This is a genomic window from Lawsonella clevelandensis (genome assembly GCF_003241315.1).
Lineage (GTDB): Bacteria > Actinomycetota > Actinomycetes > Mycobacteriales > Mycobacteriaceae > Lawsonella > Lawsonella clevelandensis_A.
The window spans coordinates 167162-185874 of sequence record NZ_QFOZ01000004.1; the positions used below are offsets into that span (position 1 = coordinate 167162).

An 18713-nucleotide genomic window follows, 5' to 3' on the forward strand; every position below is an offset into this window, starting at 1 on the left:
TTGCGGCCGGCCCCGCTACAGTTCGGTGACTGGGGCGTACCCTCCGGGGTACGCCCCAGTTTTCTATGTGGTATAAGTTTTTCCTTTAGGTTGCCCAGTTAACAGCCATGCCGGCGTAAGCTCGGTAGGCTGGAAGGGCATTACCGTCTCATAAAGAAGGTTTTTCATGACTAACCCCACTGATATCCCTATGAACTGGCAAGATGGTGCTCAAACTACGCCAGAAGCGCCTAGTCAAGAAGATATTAATGCCGCTCTAGAAATCCTTGACCAGAATTATGCGGAAATCGAAGCTGCCTACAACAGTGGGGAAATTGACCAGGAAACTTACGACAAGCTCTCTGAAGCTGTAAAAACGATGCGGGAAAAGATGGAGCGCGGCGAAATGCCGGAACTCCCCTTCAATCCGAATGAGCCCATGCCCGTCGTCCTCGGTATGGTTGCTGCCCATATGGTGAGCATTTTTAGCGCGATCGGTGGTAGCCTCTGGACCGTCGACGATCCCGAACGCCTCAGCGACATTATGGGACGTAACTCCATTCCACGTACTCTTACCCCCGCCTCCGGCCTGCGCGAGATAGGTCTCCTTACTCCTGCCGCTGGCACGCTTATGGTTGCGGAGCGGGTCTCCAAAGAAGTTGTCGACGACCCCAGCAAAGACCGCTGGTCCGGGCATCCTGATGTGACGCAGCCAATGCAGGGAGATAAAGATGCGGAAGGGGAGGATATATACATGCGTACCCACACCTTCCACCTCAGCGACCCGGAAGAAACTGAGGATAATCCGTGGGAGGATGTGGAAGCGTTCCTTCGTCGTATCGCTTCTGAAAACCCTACACGTGGCCAGTATGCCATTGTTGAGAAAGCAAGCGATTTAGACCAGAAACCAGCTGGCCAGGAGCATCCTGATCACTATGTCCTCTTCGGTATTTTCCACACTGATGAGGATGATGGGGACCAGATCGTTATTGAAACATTCCCGCATCCTGAAGATGCACAATTCTGGGATACTGTCGATAAGCCTGTGTCTGGACCCACTATCGTTGCCGCAGACAGCAGTACTGATCCTGCCGAACAGGGCTCTATTGCCACAGTCGCTGCCGCATCGTGGGGCACGAACCCGTGGGATCTTGTCGTCTCCTACGCTCCCGTTCCTCCACGTCCGGGAACACCGGAGGCGGAAGAGTGGCAGAAGGCTATGGATGCTGCTGCTGAAGCTGCGCGTCAAGCTGCAGAACAAGGAAACCAAGCATAGGGCTAATAACAGCTAATGAGGAGAAAATCTGCTGGCACGCTGCTACTACCGTTAGCTCTCTCCCTGTCGCTCAGCATGGCGGGAGCAGTGGGAGTGAGTGGCTGTAGTACTTCCGAATCTCGTTTTGAGAGTGTCCCAGTGCAGGATTTTCTCGTCGCGGAGAAGGAATTACCGCAGGGTTTTTCCTCCTCGCCTATTCGCGGGAATGAGTTGAGCCGTGCCACGGAAGGCACCCAACAGCCTTCCCGCGCGGAGTGCAGGGAACCGTCAAAACAGTGGTTTTCCGTTGCTTCTGCCGATAATCAAGCGGGTGAGTATCTGGAATACCCGGCTGCTGAAGTGGTTGTTGCCCTACTGCTTGTCCGTCCTGCCGGTTCGCTGACGCATATTGATAGATATATCGACCTGTGCCAGCACTATATACGACAGGGCAGCGGCCTTACCCTGGGTGTCAGCGTTAAACCCTATAGTGTTCCCGATAAGACACCGGGGGCACGCGCATATCAAGAACGTATTGCGCTCAGTCACAACAGCGCACACGGTACTGTGCAGGACAGTACCGTGTCCTCCACCTATCTTTATGGGAATGTTCATGGAGTGGGTGTTATCGCTATTTTGCGATCGCGAAAGGCTCTTCCAACAGCGCAGCAGACAGCTAGTTTGAATGCTATTTTTGCAGGTCAAGTAGAAAAAATTAGTCGCACATACGGCTAGCTAGCTACGCGCTAACAGATATGCGCTACCAAAATTTTATTTTTGATGCAGAATCGAAGTGTGACTTCTCCAGTAAAGAAAACCCCACTGCCGCTTCCCGATATTGAGCCTGAACAGGCGCGTATTAAACGGGCAGAGCTGAAAAAGACGCGCACAATTGCCACCTCAATGCTGGTGGTGGCAGCTGTTATTTTCATCGTTTGCCATATTCTGCAACGTCATTACGACTGGGTGTGGTTGGGATTCTTACGCGCTGCTGCGGAAGCCGGCATGGTTGGTGGTCTAGCAGACTGGTTCGCAGTGACAGCGCTTTTCCGCCACCCCCTAAAGATCCCCATTCCGCACACTGCCATCATCAGTGAGCAGAAAGACAAGATGGGGAGCAGTATGGCGACGTTTGTCGCCGATAATTTCCTCAACCCGGAATTAGTGGGGGAGAAGATTGAATCGGCGCATGTTCCCCAACGCCTCGGCGAATGGCTGCAGAAGCCGGAGAATGCCGACAAAGTATCCGGGGAGCTTGGCACAGCCGTCAAAGGTGTCCTGGATGTTATTGATGATCAGGAAATGCTGGAGCTATTCGACCGCACGCTGCATCGACAGTTAGATGATCGTGTTCTTGCCCCGGAGCTTGGCGAATATCTCCAAAAACTTTTAGATTCCGGGAAGGAAGAGCCCGCTATCCAATTCTTGGCGGATAAGGTCTCGCAGTGGGCGGTGAAGGCCGGTCCTACTATTGAGCGCATTGTAGACAAGGATAGCCCCGTGTGGGCGCCGCAAGTTCTGCAGAATCTTTTGGGTTCCCGTATTCACCGTGAATTGATGGAATGGACAGTTAAAGTTGCTCACGATCCGGAGCATGAGGCACGTCTAGCGGCGAAGCGGTGGCTCCAGGAGCTAGCAGATGATCTCCGTACCGATGAGAAGACCATAGAAAAAGTTGAGGAGATCAAGAGGAATATCCTTGCGAAGGAAGCTACATCGGGTATCGCAGAAAAAACGTGGATCAGTACGAAGGAAATGCTGCTCCGCACAAGTGCTGACCCGAATAGTCTGCTGCGGCGTAAAGCACGCCAAGCTGTTGTGTCTATGGGACGCGCGATGGCAACAAGCGAGAAAGTGCAAGCGGTTATCACTGAGCGAGTAGTGGCTGCCTCTAAGCATTTAGCCTCCAACTACGCCCCAGAAATTACTGCCATTATCTCTGATACCGTGGAGCGTTGGGATGCGGCGGAAGCCTCCGATAAAATCGAAGTACTAGTGGGCAAAGACCTGCAGTTCATTCGTATGAATGGCACTATCGTAGGTTCGCTTGCCGGCCTCCTTATCTACACCATCGCTTTCTTCGTCTTAGGGGTGTAATCAGTTTGTCTTTTACAACCTATGTTCTGAGTGTGCCTATTGAAATGCTCGTCGTGGCTGTATTGGCACTCATCGGTGGTGTTCTTGCGATTCGCTCTATTGTGCATGCTTCCCGGATGCGAGCGGATGCTTTTGAACTCACTGGAAAAGTATCCAAAACTGGCTGGGTAGCTATGCTCGTGGCATCCCTCATCGTGCTACTGATGAATGCTCTTTCCTTGGGCTACCGCATGATTACCCTGGTGATTATCGCCTGGGTCATTGTGGGCGTCTATTGGGGGTCAAAGCGGAAAGAAATGGATAACCTGGTGAACTTTTCACAGGACGGTTACGGCAATAACTGGACTCGCTAGAACAAACTAGCTCAGTGCATTAGCTAGTCCAGTGTATTAGGCGGCGCAGCAGCTAAGACGTGGTTTTACAGCTTATGAGCCGGCCTTTATGCTTTATGAGCCGAAGATAACCGTGCGATGGTTGTGCACCTGTACACGGTCTTCTAGGAACCAGCGCAAGCCACGGGCGAGCACAAGCTGCTCAATATCGCGGCCTTTACGCACCATGTCTTTTTCTGTGTCGGCATGGCTGACACGCTGCACGTCTTGTTCAATGATGGGGCCATTGTCCAGGTCACTGGTAACGAAATGGCAGGTGGCACCCACTAGTTTCACACCGCGTTTATAGGCTTGGCCGTAGGGACGGGCTCCCATGAAGGAGGGGAGGAAACTGTGGTGGATGTTGATGCAGCGTCCTTCCCAGCGTTCGCAGAGGTCGGGGGGAAGAATCTGCATGAATCGTGCAAGCACAATAACGTCGGGTTCTTCCGCATCAACAATGTTGGCAATGACGTCGAAGGCTTCCCTTTTTCCCTGTTCTCCGGGTCCGAAGGGGACGTAGTGGTAGGGGATGCCGTAGTAGTCGGCGACGGGTTCCATGTCGGGGTGGTTGGAGACGATGCAGGCCACGTCCATGGGGTAGTCGCCGTGGTGAATACGGCCCATGAGGTCGTGGAGGCAGTGACCCTGCTTGGAGACGAGGATGACGCCGCGTTTCAAGATGGCGGTGTCAGTTACCTGGGCGTGGGCGTCGGGGCCGATTTGCTGTGCCATTTCTATCCAGCGTTTTTTAAGTTCGTCGTAGCTCATGTCGACGGAGCTGGCAAGAACAGCTTGACGAGTGTGGAACCAGCCGGAGACAGGGTCTGCATGGTAGGCAGCTTCCAGAATCCAGCCGCCTACGTCCGCGAGAAACTTGGAGATTTCGGCGACGATGCCGACGCGGTCGGGGCAGTCCAGGGTAAGAACGTAGCGGTGTTCATTGCCGGACATGGCGGGCTTCTGGTCGTTCACAATCATGTGCCATATTTTAGCGGGTAGCCTGGAGCTATGACATTTCTTGATGACACAGCATCTGTTAATCATGGTGTTGATTTACCCGTCAACCGTGTTGAACTAGCGGCTTTTATTGATCTGATGGTGACCTCGCCAGAACGCACTGCAGATGAAGTGCGGGATGTGGTTGCACGGGCAGACGAGTGGGGGCTGAACGCCTGCTATGTGCCATCTAGTTGTGTGCCGCAGCCGCAGGCACAAGTACCGGTGGGGGCGCTAGTGAATTATCCGTGGGGGACGGACTGCAGCCTTGCGAAGGCGTTTGCGGCTCGCCTAGCGGTGGATCAGGGGGCCAGCGAGATTTGTGCGGTGTCCCATCTGGGAACGATTGTGGCGGGGGATTGGAATGCTCTTATGGCGGATATGGTGACGGTGCGGGAGGCTGTGCCGTCCCCGGTCATACTACAGTTTGTGGTGGATACGAGATATTTGCTGACCTTGCCGGATGGGGCAGAGCGTCTGGCGCGCTGTTGCCGGATCGCTGCGACTGTAGGCGTGGATATGGTGGTGGCGTCCACCGGGCTACACATGGCTGGTGGAGCGTCGCCGAAGAGTGCGCAGCTTGTGCCCGCAGTGCAGATTATGGCGGAGACCGTCGGCGGAAAACTCGGTATTAAAGCAATGGGTGGGGTGGATTCAGCGGAGTGTGCACTTGCAGCGATGGCGGCAGGGGCCACGCAGTTAGGCTGTACGGAAACAGAGGTGGAGGCCGTTCTGGCTGGTATGCCAGCGCTGTGACCCGGCCTTTAGCCCGTGAGCTATTTGCGGTCTACTGCACTGGCGTGGATAAGGTCCTGGCTGGTGAAGTCTTTACCGTTCAGCTCCACCACAATGGAGTTGTCTTTAATAGTGACTGATTCGGCGGTGAAATTAGCGGGGAGGAGCTTAACGTATTCTCCAGACAATTCGGGGAGGATAGCGCGGAGGGCATCTACGAGAGTGTTGTTGTGGAAGCCGGCGATGGCGACGTCTTTGAGCTCAAACGAGAAGTTGCCGTCGCGGACGGTGGGGATGATGCTGAATTTCGCGAAGCCGTCATTGAAGATGAGATCAACGCTGCTGGATGTGGGCTGATAGTTGACGGCGGTGACGGTAGCGGAATCAGCGAGTAGTCCTCCCTGCTTTTTCAACTCATTGTTGATGACGTTTTTGAGTGTTGCGGGGGGAATGGTCAGCGTGGCGTGGGCGCTGTCAAAGTGCAGGTTATTTTTGTCGGCGTAGTTGATGCCCTTGGCGTCGAATTCTACAAGTGTGCCAGCACGCATATCAGCAGGTGGCATGGGGCCGATAGTGACATTGATCTGCGGCAGGGTCTTGGAGGAGAGACCGAAAAGGATGGGTTTGGAACCGAAGGCAGTGTGAACGGGCACACCGATATTGCGGCAGCTTTCCTCATCGTTGGGGTTGTCGGTGCAGTTTTTGTTGATGTCGGCGGAGATGGAGTCGGCAACCTGGGAGCCGATGCTGTGGCGAGTGTAGAGCTCAATGCCGAGACAAATCAGCACAATGGTGAAAAGAGCAATAAGGATGAGGGGGATGGCAGCGCGATGGCGGCTGGGGAGCTGTCCTTGCGGGGTTCCAGGTTCAGTCATGCTTTTATTGTTCCAGGTGTGCTGGTTCATTCGCCACTGTATGTGCCATCACAAGCGTTACTGTAGGTGCACCGCATTCTTCGCTGAAGCTCCACGGGGCTCTGTTGAGAGATGTGTCCGTGCCCTTTCCATTGCCAATTGCGGGTTTAATAGCCGAGAACATTGTCTGCGGGGGCGACGGCTTCCCACGGCACGGTAAGAATGCAGTCTTGCAGTTTACGGCGCTGCCTATCGACGGGCCAGCCGTTTTCCCGCAGGAGGTTTTTAGCGCGTCGCCAGCGGTCGATGGGGCCGAAGGTGGCATATCCGGCGGTGGCGTCCCAGGCTGCGTCGGCGGCCTGCAGAAGGTCATAGATTTTTTCGCCGGGAACGTTGCGGTGAATGAGTGCTTTGGGGAGTCGTTCGGCAACATCGGACGGGGTGGTGACGGCGGTAGGGGACCAAGCGAGGGTGAGGCTGCGGGGGCGCTCGTTATCCAGCAGGATCCAGGCGGCGCGCTGTCCCACCTCATTGCAGGTGCCTTCGACGATGAGTCCGCCGGGGGCAAGACGCGATTGCATAATGCGCCAGGCATTCCCTACTTCTGCTTCACTGTATTGCCGGAGAACATTGAAGGCACGGACGAGGGAGGGGTGGTAGTGGCTCAGCTCGAAGCCACCGAGTTCAAACCGCACACCGTTTTGGGGAGGGAAGAGGCGGGAGGGATCAATTTCTAGCCCGACGACCTCAAGGGTGGGGCAGACATGTGTGCGGAGACGCGTAGCCATCTCAACAGTGGTCCAGGGGGCGGCGCCGTATCCCAGATCGATAGCGAGCGGGGCGCCTGTTGCTGCATCGGTGCATGCATCGGTACAAGTGTTGGCACAGGTGTCGGCAGATACGGAGGGGACGGTGTTGCAGACGGCGTTACGGAGCGCACTGCGGATGGCGGGGTGGTGGCACATCCAGCGGTCGCATTTGCGGAGCCGATTGACCCCGGTGGTACCGCGGGTGACGGTTCCCAGGGCGTGTGCGGGTGGAGTGCGAGGGACTGTGGTGGGAATTCCCTCTACCCGTGCGTCGGCTGCTCGCATAGTAGCAAGCCTACCGGTGTTTCCTGGCTAAACGGGTATCCTGAGAGCATGCCAAACAATCAAGCCATTCTGTCCAGCAGCGCTCTAGAGGGCGTGTGGGAGGCTGCCCGTGCGGTTGGCGCGCAGGTAGCTAAAGAGGTGAGTTTTGCCGATTTCACCACGTCCCAGGTGGGTGCGCCGGCGCGTGGAATGGTAACGTGCACAACTCCTACCCAGGTTAGTGCAGTGGTAAAGGCAGCATTGCGGGCCGATGTACCGCTTTTTGTTGTCGGTGGCGGCTCGAATCTTATTGTGGGGGATGAATCTACCGGGGTACCTCGACATGAAATGGTGCTGCTGCGCCAGTCCGTTGTAGACGCTGACCATGCAGGTGCGCATCTGCAGGTAGTGCGCGAGTCGGATAGTTCGGTGACGGTGCAGGTTCCGGCTGGGCTTACGTGGGATCAGTGTGTGGCGGAGACGGTTGCACGCGGCTGGGGCGGTATTGAGTGCTTGTCGGGTATTCCTGGCCAGGTGGGGGCTACTCCGGTGCAGAATGTGGGTGCCTACGGGGTGGAGATGGAGTCTGTGCTGCAGCGGGTGCAGCTTGTGGACCGGCTGACGGGGGCAGTGGAGTGGGAAACGGCTGATCGGCTAGATCTGCGGTACCGCTACTCGAATATGAAGTTCACGCACCGCGCGGTGGTGACAGCGGTGGAGTTGCGGCTGCGCCGGGATGGTTTATCGGCACCAATCCGCTACCGGGAGTTGGCGCGCCGTTTGGGGTGTCAGCCGATGGAGCGGGTACCAGTAGGTGTGGCGCGGGAAACTGTGCTGGAGTTGCGTCGCGGTAAAGGCATGGTGGTGTGTGGTGCGGGGGTGCGCGCTCTGGGTTTTGGGGAGCCATCATCGGCGGGTGTGTGGTGTGAGACGGTAGCCGGGACTTTTACACCGGATCCGGATACTTTTTCTACCGGCTCGTTTTTTACGAATCCCATTATTTCCGAAAGCATGTTTGCGGATGTGCTGGCGCAGTTGGCGGCGGCTGGTATTGATACCGATGTGATGCCGAAGTTCCCCGGACAGGGTGGGGTGAAACTGTCGGCGGCCTGGCTTATCGATAAGGCTGGTTTTACAAAAGGTTTCCCGGGGGAGGGGAGCCCTGCCACGCTCAGTACCCGTCATACGTTGGCTCTTACTAACCGGGGCTCTGCGGGCACAGCGGAGCTTCTAGAGGTGGCACAGCAGGTACGCGATGGTGTGTGGGAGCGTTTCGGGGTGGAGCTTGTCCCCGAACCTGTTTTCGTGGGATGTGCGCTTCCACCTCTCGATTAACCTGGCTGCGCAGTCAGCCGAACGGCTTGAGTGGTGAGCTGCTTTATTCTCGCTTTATTCCCGCTGGCGACTTATTTGCTGTCTCGGTCGTGTGATTCCTGCGTGGGAACGATGGGAGTGGGGTGCTGGTCAATGAATTCCTGCACCTGTTTGGAGGCTTCTTTACGGAGCACTTTGCCCATCACGTTCTTGGGGATTTCCTCCAATGCCACAATGCGTTTGGGGACTTTGTAGCGGGTGAGGGAATTACGGCAATGGTCGCGTAGGGCTTCTTCATTGAGCCGTGCACCATGCTCTAAAACAACTGCAGCGGCTACCATTTCGCCGCCATTACGGTTGCGTACTCCTACTACTGCACATTCTGCAATGGAGGGGTGTTCAGCTAGTTCTTCTTCCACTTCGGAGGGGTAGACGTTGAAACCGCCGGTAATAATCATTTCTTTCAGGCGGTCAACGATGGTGATGTAGCCGTGCTCATCCATCACCGCAACGTCGCCGGTGTGGAACCAGCCGCCGTGCATGGCCTTTTCGGTGGCGTCGGGCATGTTGTGGTAGCCGGAGAATACTTGCGGGCCACGCACAACGAGTTCACCGGGTTCATTGAAGTCTAGTTCTGTGACACCGTCAGCTACATCCACAATGCGGATTTCAGTTTCGGGGAAGGGGACGCCAACGGAACCTGCTTTACGGAGTGCCGGATCCATGGGGTTGCCGGCGATAATGGGAGACGTCTCTGTAAGCCCATATCCTTCGGTAATGATGCCACCGGTGGCGTTTTCCCACTCTTCAACAAGTTCCATGGGAAGAGACATAGCGCCGGAGAAAGCGAGGCGGACACCTTTAATGGAGATCTTCCGCTTTTTAGATTCGCGCAATATGCGCTGGTAAATGGGTGGCACAGCGGGAATGAAGGTGGGGGTTTCCCGTTTAAATACCTTCATAATGAGGTTGATATCGGGGCTGGGGAGCAGGACTTGTTTAGCCCCAATACTGACTCCCAGAAGCGTGCAGGAGAGTATGCCGTAAGCGTGGAAGGGGGGAAGAGTGACAAGGATAGTTTCTTTCCCGGGGATAGCTTTTTGGATCCATGCCTGCGACATGGCGAGTTCGGAGGCGAGGTTGAAGTGGGTAAGGACGGCTCCTTTGGGAGTTCCGGTGGTACCCGAGGTGTACAACATGAGAGCAGGATCCCCAATAGAGGGACGGGGATGCTCAACCGCGATGCGGGGATGGTCGAGGAGACGTTCCCAGGGGAATGTGTGCCGGGTGGGAGACGTCATAGATTCGCGTAATTTGCGAGTTTTCCGGAAGGGAAGACGCAGGGCGAATTGTAGTTTTTTCGGCAGTGATTGGGTGATGTCGACGGTGACGACGTTTTCCAGATCGCTGGTGCGCCGCAGTTTCACAATTTTTGAGGCGATCTTGTCCCAGCAGATCGCTACGCGTGCGCCATGGTCGTAGAAAGGTTGGGCGAGTTCATGTTCTGTATAGAGCGGATTATGTTCCACGACTACTGCGCCTAGTCGTAGAATGCCGTAGAAAGCGATGACGGCTTCTGGACAGTTGGGGAGGAGGAGAGCCACGCGATCGCCTTTGGTGACTCCCATACGGCGGAGTCCTTCCGCGCAGCGGTCTACCTGTTCTGCTAGTTCTGCAAAGGTGGTAGTTTTGCCGAAAAATTCGAGAGCATCTTTGGCAGCCCACTGACACACACTGGAATCGAAGACGTCGACGATGGTACGCGTTGCCTGTTCAAGGCGCGCGGGAACGCCGTCTTCGTAGTTACCGCACCAAATCTTCTGACGATCGGTGGGTTCCCCGTTGGGCGGTAGTGGTGAACTCATGGTTAATAGATTAATCTACATTGATTCAAATGGTCGAAGTATGGTTACCTGCGGAAACGAGTTACTTAGTAGTAAATACCTGTGATGCCTGGTAGTGGCAATTATTTATTTGTTGCCATATTTTCTGTAGAAAAAGCATCTCGGGAGAGTCGCGGCAGCATAGACGATGCGTCGTATTCGGTGTTGAATAGGACTATGCCTTCCGCTTCCCCCCATGTTCGCGGTCCTTTAATACGCCGTGTGGCACTCCTTTCTATGCACACATCGCCTCTGGCGCAGCCCGGAACTGGAGATGCTGGAGGAATGAATGTTTTTGTACTGCAGACAGCGCGTCAGCTAGCGCGTCGCGGTATTGAGGTGGAGATTTTTACCCGCGCTACCGAATCGTCTCGGGATCCTCTGGAGGAAGAGGAACCGGGTGTGCGTGTGCGGCATATTCTCGCTGGCCCGTTAGAAGGCCTCAACAAGTATGATTTGCCGCAGGAACTCTGTTCTTTTGCGCATGGGGTCATGCAGGTGGAGGCGCGGCATGGGGCCGGATACTTCGACCTTATCCATTCCCACTACTGGCTATCAGGGCAGGTGGGGCGGATCGCGTCGCAATTGTGGCAGGTGCCGCTTGTACATACTTTTCACACTGTGGCGGCGGTGAAGAATGCCAGTTTGGCGGAGGGGGATACGCCCGAACCACAGAATCGGCTTGTGGCGGAGCATAAGATTGCGGCGTCCGCGACGCGTCTTACTGCTAACACTCCGGCGGAAAAACAAGAGCTCGTGGATATGTTGGGGGCGCGGGCGCAGCGTATTGACGTTATTCCTCCGGGTGCGGATCTCAGTCTTTTTTCGCCTGGTGGTCCGGGGGCAACGGAGGTAGCTCGACGTGAGTTGGGGCTGCCTCTAGAGGATCAGATCATTGCTTTTGTGGGGCGTATTCAGCGTTTGAAGGCACCAGATGTGTTGATTGACGCCACTGCGGAACTGTTGCGCCGTCATCCGGATCGTCACCTTACTGTTGTTATTGTGGGCGGGCCTTCCGGTTCTGGTCTAGATGCCCCCACGGTATTGCAGGAGCAAGTGGCCAGGCTGGGAATAGAAGCACATGTAAAGTTCTTCCGTCCCATGCCACCGGAAAAGTTGGTGCAGGTATTCCGCGCTGCTGATGTAGTGGCCGTCCCCTCCCATAATGAGTCTTTTGGACTGGTGGCGTTGGAGGCACAAGCCTGTGGCACGCCGGTAGTAGCCACTAATGTGGGTGGCCTGCCATTAGCTGTTGATGATGGGGTCAGTGGGCTTCTCGTTGATGGGCATGATCCGCTGCATTGGGCGGATGTGCTCGGCAGGGTATTGGATGATGATGCGTTGCGGTTTGCTTTGGCGGTGGCGGCGTCACGGCATGCGGCGAATTTTTCATGGTCACGGACGGGCTCGAAGCTGGTGGATTGTTATCGACGGGCGCGGGATAACTATTACGGGCCGTCACTGTCTTAGTGCTCAGTTGTTCAGTGCTCAAGCCTTAACACCTACACCTAATGTTCATTGTGGTGCCCTCCTTTTGTGACATATTCCCCTTTTACAATGGGGTGCTGACGGTGCAGAATAGGGGCATGGCTGAAAATAAACCTGGAACTCTGATCCTGCTTCGTCACGGTCAGTCAGAGTGGAACGCTTCCAACCAGTTCACTGGCTGGGTAGATGTTCGTCTGACGGAAAAGGGCGAGGCTGAAGCAAAGCGCGGTGGCGAACTTCTCGTTGAGAAGAACGTCCTGCCTGACGTCCTCTACACTTCCCTTCTACGTCGTGCTATCCAGACTGCACAGATTGCACTGGATGCAGCTGACCGCCACTGGATTCCGGTCGTGCGTGACTGGCGTCTGAATGAGCGTCACTACGGCAAACTGCAGGGTCTCAACAAGGCTGAGATCAAGAAGGAATTTGGTGACGAGCAGTTCATGCTCTGGCGTCGTTCCTACAACACCCCGCCGCCGGCTATCGATCCCGAGAACGAGTACTCGCAGACTCATGATCCTCGCTACGCCAACCTCGATGAGGTTCCGCTTACCGAGTGCCTGCTGGACGTTGTGAACCGTCTGGTGCCCTACTACCACGAGAGCATCGAGCAGGACCTGAAGGCCGGAAAGAACGTTATGGTTGCTGCTCATGGCAACTCATTGCGTGCACTGGTGAAGTACCTCGACAATATCTCTGATGACGATATTGCAGGACTGAACATTCCTACCGGTATTCCGCTGGTTTACCACTTCGAGCTTGCTAATGGCGAGCTGAAGGTTACCAACCCTGGTGGCGACTACCTCGATCCCGAGGCTGCTGCTGCTGGAGCTGCTGCTGTGGCTGCTCAGGGTAATAAGTAAGAGTTTTTATACCGTCGTTAAACGGGAGACTTTCCACCTTTCGGTGGGGTGTCTCCCGTTTTTCGTTGTTCCTTAGCGGTTTCCTGCGTGTCTCTACCTATTTACAGAGAGATGAATTATTAGTGACATCGCATTGAAATAGGGGGTAAAACATAGATTTCGAGCAAATTTGAGGTTTTCTAGTTCATCCTTCATCTCGAATATTTCGTACCATGGAAAGTGTGAAGGCTGGATATGTGACACTAATCGCTCTCATCGTTTTTATTGTGGGCGTTGTTCTCGGTGTCTTTTGCCCACGTATTATTCATCATTTCTTAGATCGCCCTGTCCATGTTGACCATCATGATGACACTGGCATTAGTGAACTTGACGCGCTGCGCCGTATTGCCGACACTGCTCCTTTTGGAGTGGCCTTAGTTGATCGCATGCAAGATGTTGTGCTGACGAATGAACAAGCCCGTCTCCTTGGCCTTGTGGAAAATCGGCATGTCAATGACAAACTGTGGTCTACGGTGGAGCAAGTATTCTCCAGTAAAGAACCCGTCATATTCCACATGCAGCCAAAGACGTCCTACCGCATTGCGAAGCCTGTGGAATCGTTGCGCGTCATGATGAAGCCTTTGGAGGAGGGGGATTCTCAGTTTGTCGTTATTTACTGTATCGATGCAACTGAGGAAGCTCGCCTGGAAAAAACACGGCGTGATTTTGTCGCCAATGTTTCGCATGAGCTGAAAACTCCCGTGGGTGCTATTGCCCTTTTAGCGGAGGCACTTCTTGCCGATGTTACGGATACGCAGCAGGTTAAATACTTTGGTGAACGATTGCAGTCCGAGGCAATGCGATTGGCTCAGCTTATTTCTGAGTTGATGGAATTGTCCCGCCTGCAAGGAGCCGAGAAGCTTACAGATCCGCAGATCGTCAATCTTGATGATGTTGTGTCAGAGGCGCTTTCTCGGTCGCGTCACTCGCAGGACAAATATGATGTCGCGGTCCGTCTCGATAGCCACGAGGGATTCCTGGTGTGGGGGGATCAGGCACTTCTCGTTATGGCCATTCATAACCTTATCGAGAACGCTATCCGCTATTCCGAGGAAGGTAAGCGGGTAGTGGTGTCCCGGGAGCGTATCCGGGTTGGAACGTTGCGGGAGAGAATGTCCGGCACTAACTGCTACATGTCTCTTAACCACACACTGCGCGATGAACAAGAACTGTGCATTGTGCAGGTCTCGGACAAGGGGATGGGTATTCCTCCCCAGCACATTAATCGCATTTTTGAACGTTTTTACCGTGTTGATAAAGCCCGCTCACGTGGACGGGGCGGCACTGGTTTAGGTCTAGCTATCGTCAGGCAGATTGCCCTCAATATGGGCGGTGCAGTGATGGTATGGTCCAAGCCGGGTGTTGGATCGACGTTTACTCTGGGGTTTCTGCCCGCAGATACCCAGGAATTATCTGGTGTAACCACTCAAGAGGAGAAAAAATAAATGAGCCGCATCATGATCGTGGAAGATGAAATGTCGCTGGCTGAACCGCTAGGTTTTCTACTACAGCGGGAAGGCTTCGATGTTGACATCGTGGGCGATGGTGTGACCGCCCTTAATAAGTTTGCACGGGTCCAGCCGGATCTTGTGCTGCTAGATCTTATGCTGCCGGGCAAATCTGGGACAGACGTGTGCAAGGAATTGCGTGCGGTCTCAGATGTTCCCATCATTATGGTGACGGCGCGCGACGCCGAGATCGATAAGGTTGTGGGGCTAGAAATTGGTGCGGATGACTATGTCACCAAGCCATATTCATCCCGTGAGCTTATTGCGCGTATTAATGCCGTTCTGCGCCGTCAGCGTTCCGCCGAGGCTCCCACCCCGGAGGAAACGACTATTAGCGCTGGGCCGGTTGTCATGGAAGTGGACGCCCACCGGGTGCTTGTCCGGGGCGAGGAGGTTCAGCTTCCGCTGAAGGAATTCCATCTTCTTGAGTACTTGATGCGGAATGCAGGTCGTGTGCTGGCGCGTGGCCAACTGATTGACCGCGTGTGGGGATCCGATTATGTCGGGGATACGAAGACTCTTGATGTTCACATTAAGCGGCTGCGATCCAAGATTGAGGAAGATCCCTCCTCCCCAGTGCATCTTGTGACTGTGCGCGGGCTTGGCTACAAGTTTGAAAACTAACTTTTCTGGCACGTGGTTGTGACATCTGTCCTCCCGTTATGGCACTGTTATAGGCATGACACGGATTGCTGTAATTGGTGGTGGACAGATGGGCGAGGCGCTCATCGCCGGCACTATCAAGGGTGGTTTAGCACCAGAAAACATTATTGTCTGTGAAAATAATGCAGAAAGAGCCTTTGAGCTGACGAAGCGTTATGACATTCTGGCTGCTGAGATAGACGAGGCAGTGGAGAGTGCAGATTACGTGTTCATTGCCGTCAGACCTAAAGACGTGAAGGCAGTGTTACAGGGTTTGTCGGAGGTAGCACCGAATTTAGACAACGAGCTTGTTGTCGTTTCTATTGCGGCGGGTATTCCTACTGCGTTCTATGAGAATCAGTTGTCTGCGGGGGCCCCTGTTGTCCGCGTTATGCCTAACACTCCTATGTTGGTGGGGGAGGGTGTGTGTGCTGTGTCTGCGGGGCGCTATGCACGCCCAGAGCACATGGAAGAGGTCTGCCGGCTACTAGGGGAGGTGGGTACTGTTTTGGAGGTTCCAGAGGCCGATATGGACACTGTGACCGCTCTTTCCGGTTCTGGCCCCGCCTACTTTTTCCTTATGGTGGAGGCGATGGTTGAGGCCGGTGTATCAATGGGGCTTACGCGCCAGGTAGCAACACAACTGACGGTTGGTACTATCTCGGGATCTGCAAAAATGCTGCAGGATAGTGGGAAGTCTGCCACGCAGTTACGGGAGGCTGTTACTTCTCCCGGGGGAACGACTGCGGCCGGATTACGGGCTTTTGAGGATGGTGGTTTCCGATCCACGGTGTATAACGTTCTTGAGGCGGCGGCGAAAAAGTCGGAACAGTTGCGTCCCAAGATGTAAAAAGTGGCAACAAGAAGGTGCCTACCCCTGTTCGGGGGTAGGCACCTTCTGTGTTTGTCATGGGCTTTCCGGTAATGGGGGCTGTTGGAGGGGAACTCCATGAATAAACTTTGGGTGAATTAGTTTCTTGTGTCGCATTTTTAACATGAGACACGTTAGGCTAAATACAGCACGTGTGTGACTGGCCCACGAGTGGGGAAGCTCGTGCCACAGCTCGTGCTGGAGGTGTATGTCATGGCATCGACTGGTGCTAACGAAACGCTCACCGCGCAAGGCGGAGAAGCTCCCACGTTTCTCACTGTTGCAGAAGTTGCGGAGATTATGCGTGTCTCAAAAATGACTGTCTATCGCATGGTCCATAGCGGAGAGCTGCCCGCGGCTCGTTTTGGTCGTTCCTTCCGAGTTGATTCTCGAGTAGTTGACGACTACCTAAAATCCTCATTCTACGAGGTTGGTTAACAACAAAAATTTTATATGACGTGCTGGTAGGGGTAAGCTTTACTAGTCCACGGGAGTATTAATAACGTGAGAACCCCTTGGTTCTCAGAGACACTGCGAAGAGAACACTGCGAAGATTACTCATCGCGCCCCGTACGCCATAAGCATAAAACCATACAGAACAGTGAGGGATCTCCATGGGATCAGTGATTAAGAAGCGTCGTAAGCGCATGTCGAAGAAGAAGCACCGCAAGCTGCTTCGCCGTACGCGTGTTCAGCGTCGTAAGCTCGGCAAGTAATCACACCTCGACCGATCTTTATGCAGCCGCCTCAGGTAATGAGGCGGCTGCATTTTATTTATAAGAAGTTTTTTAAACCGAGGTAACAAAATTCAATATGAGCCCATAAGATGAATAGCGGACTGTCACATTTAGAAAAGAGAAGTACTAATGCGCATCGCCAAGGCTACATTTGCCCTCGCCTGTGCCCTTGCGGCTATTGCGGCCCCTACCGCAGCTTATGCTGTACCGCAGAATACCGTCATTATGCCTGGCGATACCATTAAAGCGAAGTACCTTGTTGCTACGTCTACTTGTACTGCGGCAGCACCAGTTCGAGATAATCATGGGGGTTTGTATCTCCTTACCGCCGGGCATTGTGTCAACGGAAAATTGGGAGAAATTGTTGGCCAGCCCATCTACCATAATCAGAAATTAATTGGGCATGTACGAAGTGCCCAATTCGAAATTGCTGACTATGCGGTTATCAAATTGCAATCGAATGTTAAGGTCGGCCACAACGACGTTCCCCACTTTGCCTACCTCGGCCAAGTCTCCCCCGATTCACAAATCTGCTTCCACGGCACTAAATCTGGTGTGCGCTGCGGAAAAGTAAATCGGGAGAATGAAATTACCTATATGCGCGGAGCTTTTGTGCCGGGCATCGTTATTGGTACCTCTGCTACCTTGCGCTCCATCTCCGGAGATTCCGGCTCCGCTGTCTACACAGACAAAGGTGTCATTGGTATTCTCTCCGGTGGTCGTGACGGCATTACCACATACGTTCCCATTGAATCTATCTACAGTCGAGCCAGTCGAACCATACCCGGATTCCGTATTACCGACTAGAATTTTTACGGGTCTGATGGACGAGATTCCACAATAGACAAGATTTTTCCGCCATACGCGGTACGATTTATGTCGATATTGCTACTTTTTGTTAATAGAACAGCTGCACCCATGGAATGAGTACACAAGGTTCACCACTGTGTCGCCACGCTGTGTTCGCCATATTGTGTTCACTGCAGTACAACGCTGTCTTTACTGCCGTGCGTTACGGTGAACTAAAGAAAAAGGAGTTCCCATGGCTATGAAAGCCCTCGCGATTGGTACTAGTGCACTGGACGTCCTGGTCCAGCCGGTAGATAGTATTCCTCAGGGACAGAGCATTGCGCTCGTCGATGATATCCACATCACTCCATCGGGTACTGCCGCTGCCACCGCCCTCACATTCCAAAAACTGGGGTTCGACACATACGTATCGTCTGCATGCGGCGATGACACTCGTGGCCAGATTTTGCGGCAGCTCCTCAACGAACGCGGTATTAATACAGACACGTTCCAAATTGTTGACGGTACCGCCACCACGGGTTCTGTTGTCCCTATTCGTAAAGATGGCTCACACCCCACTTTGCACCTGGTAGGAACAGAGATTCTCTATGACGTGGACAATGCACCGTGGGATCTTATTGCCGACGTCGATGTTGTGCACTACGGTGCCCCCGAATTCCAGGGAGGTAAGGCCGTCGCAAAAGTACTTCGTGCTGCAAAAGACGGCGGAGCCATCACCTCTACGGATCTTCTTGCCAATGGTTCTAAAGCGGTAGTCACGTGGATTCAGGATGCTCTACCATATGTTGACTATCTTCTTCCCAATGAGGAACAGATCCTTGGCTACACGGGCGAAAACAACCTCATTGCGGCCTGCCGGCGAATGATTGACTACGGAGTTGGCTGTGTGGCCGCTACCACCGGTAAAGACGGTGCCGTCGTTGTTACACGCGACTCTGCCACCACTATCCCCGCCATGCGCACAAAAATAGTCTCTACAGATGGTGCAGGAGATGCTTTCTCTGCAGGATTCCTCAAAGGTGTTGCCGAAGGCTACAGCCCCGAGGAAGCTGCCGTGTGGGGAGTTGCTACTGCCTCATACACCGTGACGGGTATTGGACCCGACGCGGGCGAGTTCACCGATGACGATATCCGTACCAAGGTAGAGAAATACTTCAGTACCAGTACTGCCAACGCTGTTCGCTAGTCTAGGGAT

The 18713-nt window shown here is 54.2% G+C and carries 19 protein-coding genes; 15 read left to right on the forward strand and 4 right to left on the reverse strand.

Annotated elements, in window-relative coordinates:
- Positions 1 to 166: 166 nt before the first annotated feature.
- From DI579_RS04350 to DI579_RS04365, 4 genes are read left to right on the forward strand one after another with little or no spacing between them, the layout of a single operon-like run.
- Complete coding sequence (locus DI579_RS04350; protein ID WP_290598464.1) at positions 167 to 1255, forward strand: hypothetical protein; 1089 nt, start codon at positions 167 to 169, stop codon at positions 1253 to 1255.
- A gap of 15 nt (positions 1256 to 1270) precedes the next feature.
- A complete protein-coding gene (locus tag DI579_RS04355; RefSeq protein WP_290598463.1) occupies positions 1271 to 1969 on the forward strand; it encodes a hypothetical protein in 699 nt (232 codons plus the stop codon).
- Positions 1970 to 2029: 60 nt separating this feature from the next.
- A complete protein-coding gene (locus DI579_RS04360; protein WP_290598462.1) occupies positions 2030 to 3331 on the forward strand; it encodes a DUF445 domain-containing protein in 1302 nt (433 codons plus the stop codon).
- Positions 3332 to 3363: 32 nt separating this feature from the next.
- Positions 3364 to 3684 carry a DUF2516 family protein gene (locus DI579_RS04365; protein WP_290598461.1) on the forward strand — a complete coding sequence of 107 codons (321 nt, stop codon included), beginning with the start codon at positions 3364 to 3366 and terminating at the stop codon, positions 3682 to 3684.
- Positions 3685 to 3777: 93 nt separating this feature from the next.
- Here DI579_RS04365 and purU read toward each other — a convergent pair whose 3' ends face one another.
- Positions 3778 to 4683: a formyltetrahydrofolate deformylase gene (purU, locus tag DI579_RS04370; protein WP_290598460.1), complete on the reverse strand. Its 906-nt coding sequence runs from the start codon at positions 4681 to 4683 to the stop codon at positions 3778 to 3780.
- 30 nt (positions 4684 to 4713) lie between these two features.
- Between purU and DI579_RS04375 the strand changes: the two genes are divergently transcribed.
- The gene (locus DI579_RS04375; protein WP_290598459.1) at positions 4714 to 5457 is read left to right on the forward strand and encodes a 2-deoxyribose-5-phosphate aldolase; all 744 of its coding nucleotides are present in this window, start codon (positions 4714 to 4716) and stop codon (positions 5455 to 5457) included.
- Between the two features lie 20 nt (positions 5458 to 5477).
- Here the strand turns inward: DI579_RS04375 and DI579_RS04380 are convergent, their stop codons facing one another.
- Positions 5478 to 6311, reverse strand: coding sequence for a hypothetical protein (locus tag DI579_RS04380; protein ID WP_290598458.1), 834 nt, complete (start codon positions 6309 to 6311; stop codon positions 5478 to 5480).
- Between the two features lie 146 nt (positions 6312 to 6457).
- Positions 6458 to 7384: a class I SAM-dependent methyltransferase gene (locus DI579_RS04385; RefSeq protein WP_290598457.1), complete on the reverse strand. Its 927-nt coding sequence runs from the start codon at positions 7382 to 7384 to the stop codon at positions 6458 to 6460.
- A 48-nt stretch (positions 7385 to 7432) separates the two neighbouring features.
- Between DI579_RS04385 and DI579_RS04390 the strand changes: the two genes are divergently transcribed.
- Positions 7433 to 8698 carry a UDP-N-acetylmuramate dehydrogenase gene (locus DI579_RS04390; protein ID WP_290598282.1) on the forward strand — a complete coding sequence of 422 codons (1266 nt, stop codon included), beginning with the start codon at positions 7433 to 7435 and terminating at the stop codon, positions 8696 to 8698.
- A 71-nt stretch (positions 8699 to 8769) separates the two neighbouring features.
- Here DI579_RS04390 and DI579_RS04395 read toward each other — a convergent pair whose 3' ends face one another.
- Positions 8770 to 10542, reverse strand: a complete 1773-nt coding sequence (locus tag DI579_RS04395; RefSeq protein WP_303678775.1) for a long-chain-fatty-acid--CoA ligase — start codon at positions 10540 to 10542, stop codon at positions 8770 to 8772.
- Positions 10543 to 10737: 195 nt separating this feature from the next.
- Here DI579_RS04395 and mshA point away from each other — a divergent pair, with 195 nt between their 5' ends.
- The 9 genes from mshA to DI579_RS04440 all read left to right on the forward strand — a co-directional run bounded on the left by mshA (position 10738) and on the right by DI579_RS04440 (position 18704).
- The gene (gene mshA, locus DI579_RS04400; protein ID WP_303678776.1) at positions 10738 to 12030 is read left to right on the forward strand and encodes a D-inositol-3-phosphate glycosyltransferase; all 1293 of its coding nucleotides are present in this window, start codon (positions 10738 to 10740) and stop codon (positions 12028 to 12030) included.
- A 116-nt stretch (positions 12031 to 12146) separates the two neighbouring features.
- A complete protein-coding gene (locus tag DI579_RS04405; RefSeq protein ID WP_290598279.1) occupies positions 12147 to 12911 on the forward strand; it encodes a phosphoglyceromutase in 765 nt (254 codons plus the stop codon).
- A gap of 236 nt (positions 12912 to 13147) precedes the next feature.
- On the forward strand, positions 13148 to 14395 hold the full coding sequence (locus DI579_RS04410; protein ID WP_290598278.1) for a cell wall metabolism sensor histidine kinase WalK: 1248 nt from the start codon (positions 13148 to 13150) through the stop codon (positions 14393 to 14395).
- Positions 14396 to 15082, forward strand: coding sequence for a response regulator transcription factor (locus DI579_RS04415; protein WP_303678777.1), 687 nt, complete (start codon positions 14396 to 14398; stop codon positions 15080 to 15082).
- Between the two features lie 55 nt (positions 15083 to 15137).
- On the forward strand, positions 15138 to 15950 hold the full coding sequence (gene proC / locus DI579_RS04420) for a pyrroline-5-carboxylate reductase (protein WP_303678778.1): 813 nt from the start codon (positions 15138 to 15140) through the stop codon (positions 15948 to 15950).
- Between the two features lie 234 nt (positions 15951 to 16184).
- Entirely contained in the window at positions 16185 to 16409 is a 225-nt protein-coding gene (locus DI579_RS04425; RefSeq protein ID WP_290598275.1) for a helix-turn-helix domain-containing protein, read from the forward strand.
- Between the two features lie 176 nt (positions 16410 to 16585).
- Positions 16586 to 16687, forward strand: coding sequence for an AURKAIP1/COX24 domain-containing protein (locus DI579_RS04430; RefSeq protein ID WP_003402602.1), 102 nt, complete (start codon positions 16586 to 16588; stop codon positions 16685 to 16687).
- Positions 16688 to 16837: 150 nt separating this feature from the next.
- Positions 16838 to 17515, forward strand: a complete 678-nt coding sequence (locus tag DI579_RS04435; protein ID WP_290595889.1) for a trypsin-like serine protease — start codon at positions 16838 to 16840, stop codon at positions 17513 to 17515.
- A gap of 235 nt (positions 17516 to 17750) precedes the next feature.
- Positions 17751 to 18704 carry a carbohydrate kinase family protein gene (locus DI579_RS04440; protein WP_290595887.1) on the forward strand — a complete coding sequence of 318 codons (954 nt, stop codon included), beginning with the start codon at positions 17751 to 17753 and terminating at the stop codon, positions 18702 to 18704.
- Positions 18705 to 18713 lie beyond the last annotated feature (9 nt).

Coding starts and splice junctions, on each gene's coding strand:
- DI579_RS04350 (WP_290598464.1), top strand. CDS start 167: ATGACTAACCCCACTGATATCCCTATGAACTGGCAAGATGGTGCTCAA.
- DI579_RS04355 (WP_290598463.1), top strand. CDS start 1,271: ATGAGGAGAAAATCTGCTGGCACGCTGCTACTACCGTTAGCTCTCTCC.
- purU (WP_290598460.1), bottom strand. CDS start 4,683: ATGATTGTGAACGACCAGAAGCCCGCCATGTCCGGCAATGAACACCGC.
- DI579_RS04375 (WP_290598459.1), top strand. CDS start 4,714: ATGACATTTCTTGATGACACAGCATCTGTTAATCATGGTGTTGATTTA.
- DI579_RS04380 (WP_290598458.1), bottom strand. CDS start 6,311: ATGACTGAACCTGGAACCCCGCAAGGACAGCTCCCCAGCCGCCATCGC.
- DI579_RS04385 (WP_290598457.1), bottom strand. CDS start 7,384: ATGCGAGCAGCCGACGCACGGGTAGAGGGAATTCCCACCACAGTCCCT.
- DI579_RS04390 (WP_290598282.1), top strand. CDS start 7,433: ATGCCAAACAATCAAGCCATTCTGTCCAGCAGCGCTCTAGAGGGCGTG.
- DI579_RS04395 (WP_303678775.1), bottom strand. CDS start 10,542: ATGAGTTCACCACTACCGCCCAACGGGGAACCCACCGATCGTCAGAAG.
- mshA (WP_303678776.1), top strand. CDS start 10,738: ATGCCTTCCGCTTCCCCCCATGTTCGCGGTCCTTTAATACGCCGTGTG.
- DI579_RS04405 (WP_290598279.1), top strand. CDS start 12,147: ATGGCTGAAAATAAACCTGGAACTCTGATCCTGCTTCGTCACGGTCAG.
- DI579_RS04415 (WP_303678777.1), top strand. CDS start 14,396: ATGAGCCGCATCATGATCGTGGAAGATGAAATGTCGCTGGCTGAACCG.
- proC (WP_303678778.1), top strand. CDS start 15,138: ATGACACGGATTGCTGTAATTGGTGGTGGACAGATGGGCGAGGCGCTC.
- DI579_RS04425 (WP_290598275.1), top strand. CDS start 16,185: ATGGCATCGACTGGTGCTAACGAAACGCTCACCGCGCAAGGCGGAGAA.
- DI579_RS04430 (WP_003402602.1), top strand. CDS start 16,586: ATGGGATCAGTGATTAAGAAGCGTCGTAAGCGCATGTCGAAGAAGAAG.
- DI579_RS04435 (WP_290595889.1), top strand. CDS start 16,838: ATGCGCATCGCCAAGGCTACATTTGCCCTCGCCTGTGCCCTTGCGGCT.
- DI579_RS04440 (WP_290595887.1), top strand. CDS start 17,751: ATGGCTATGAAAGCCCTCGCGATTGGTACTAGTGCACTGGACGTCCTG.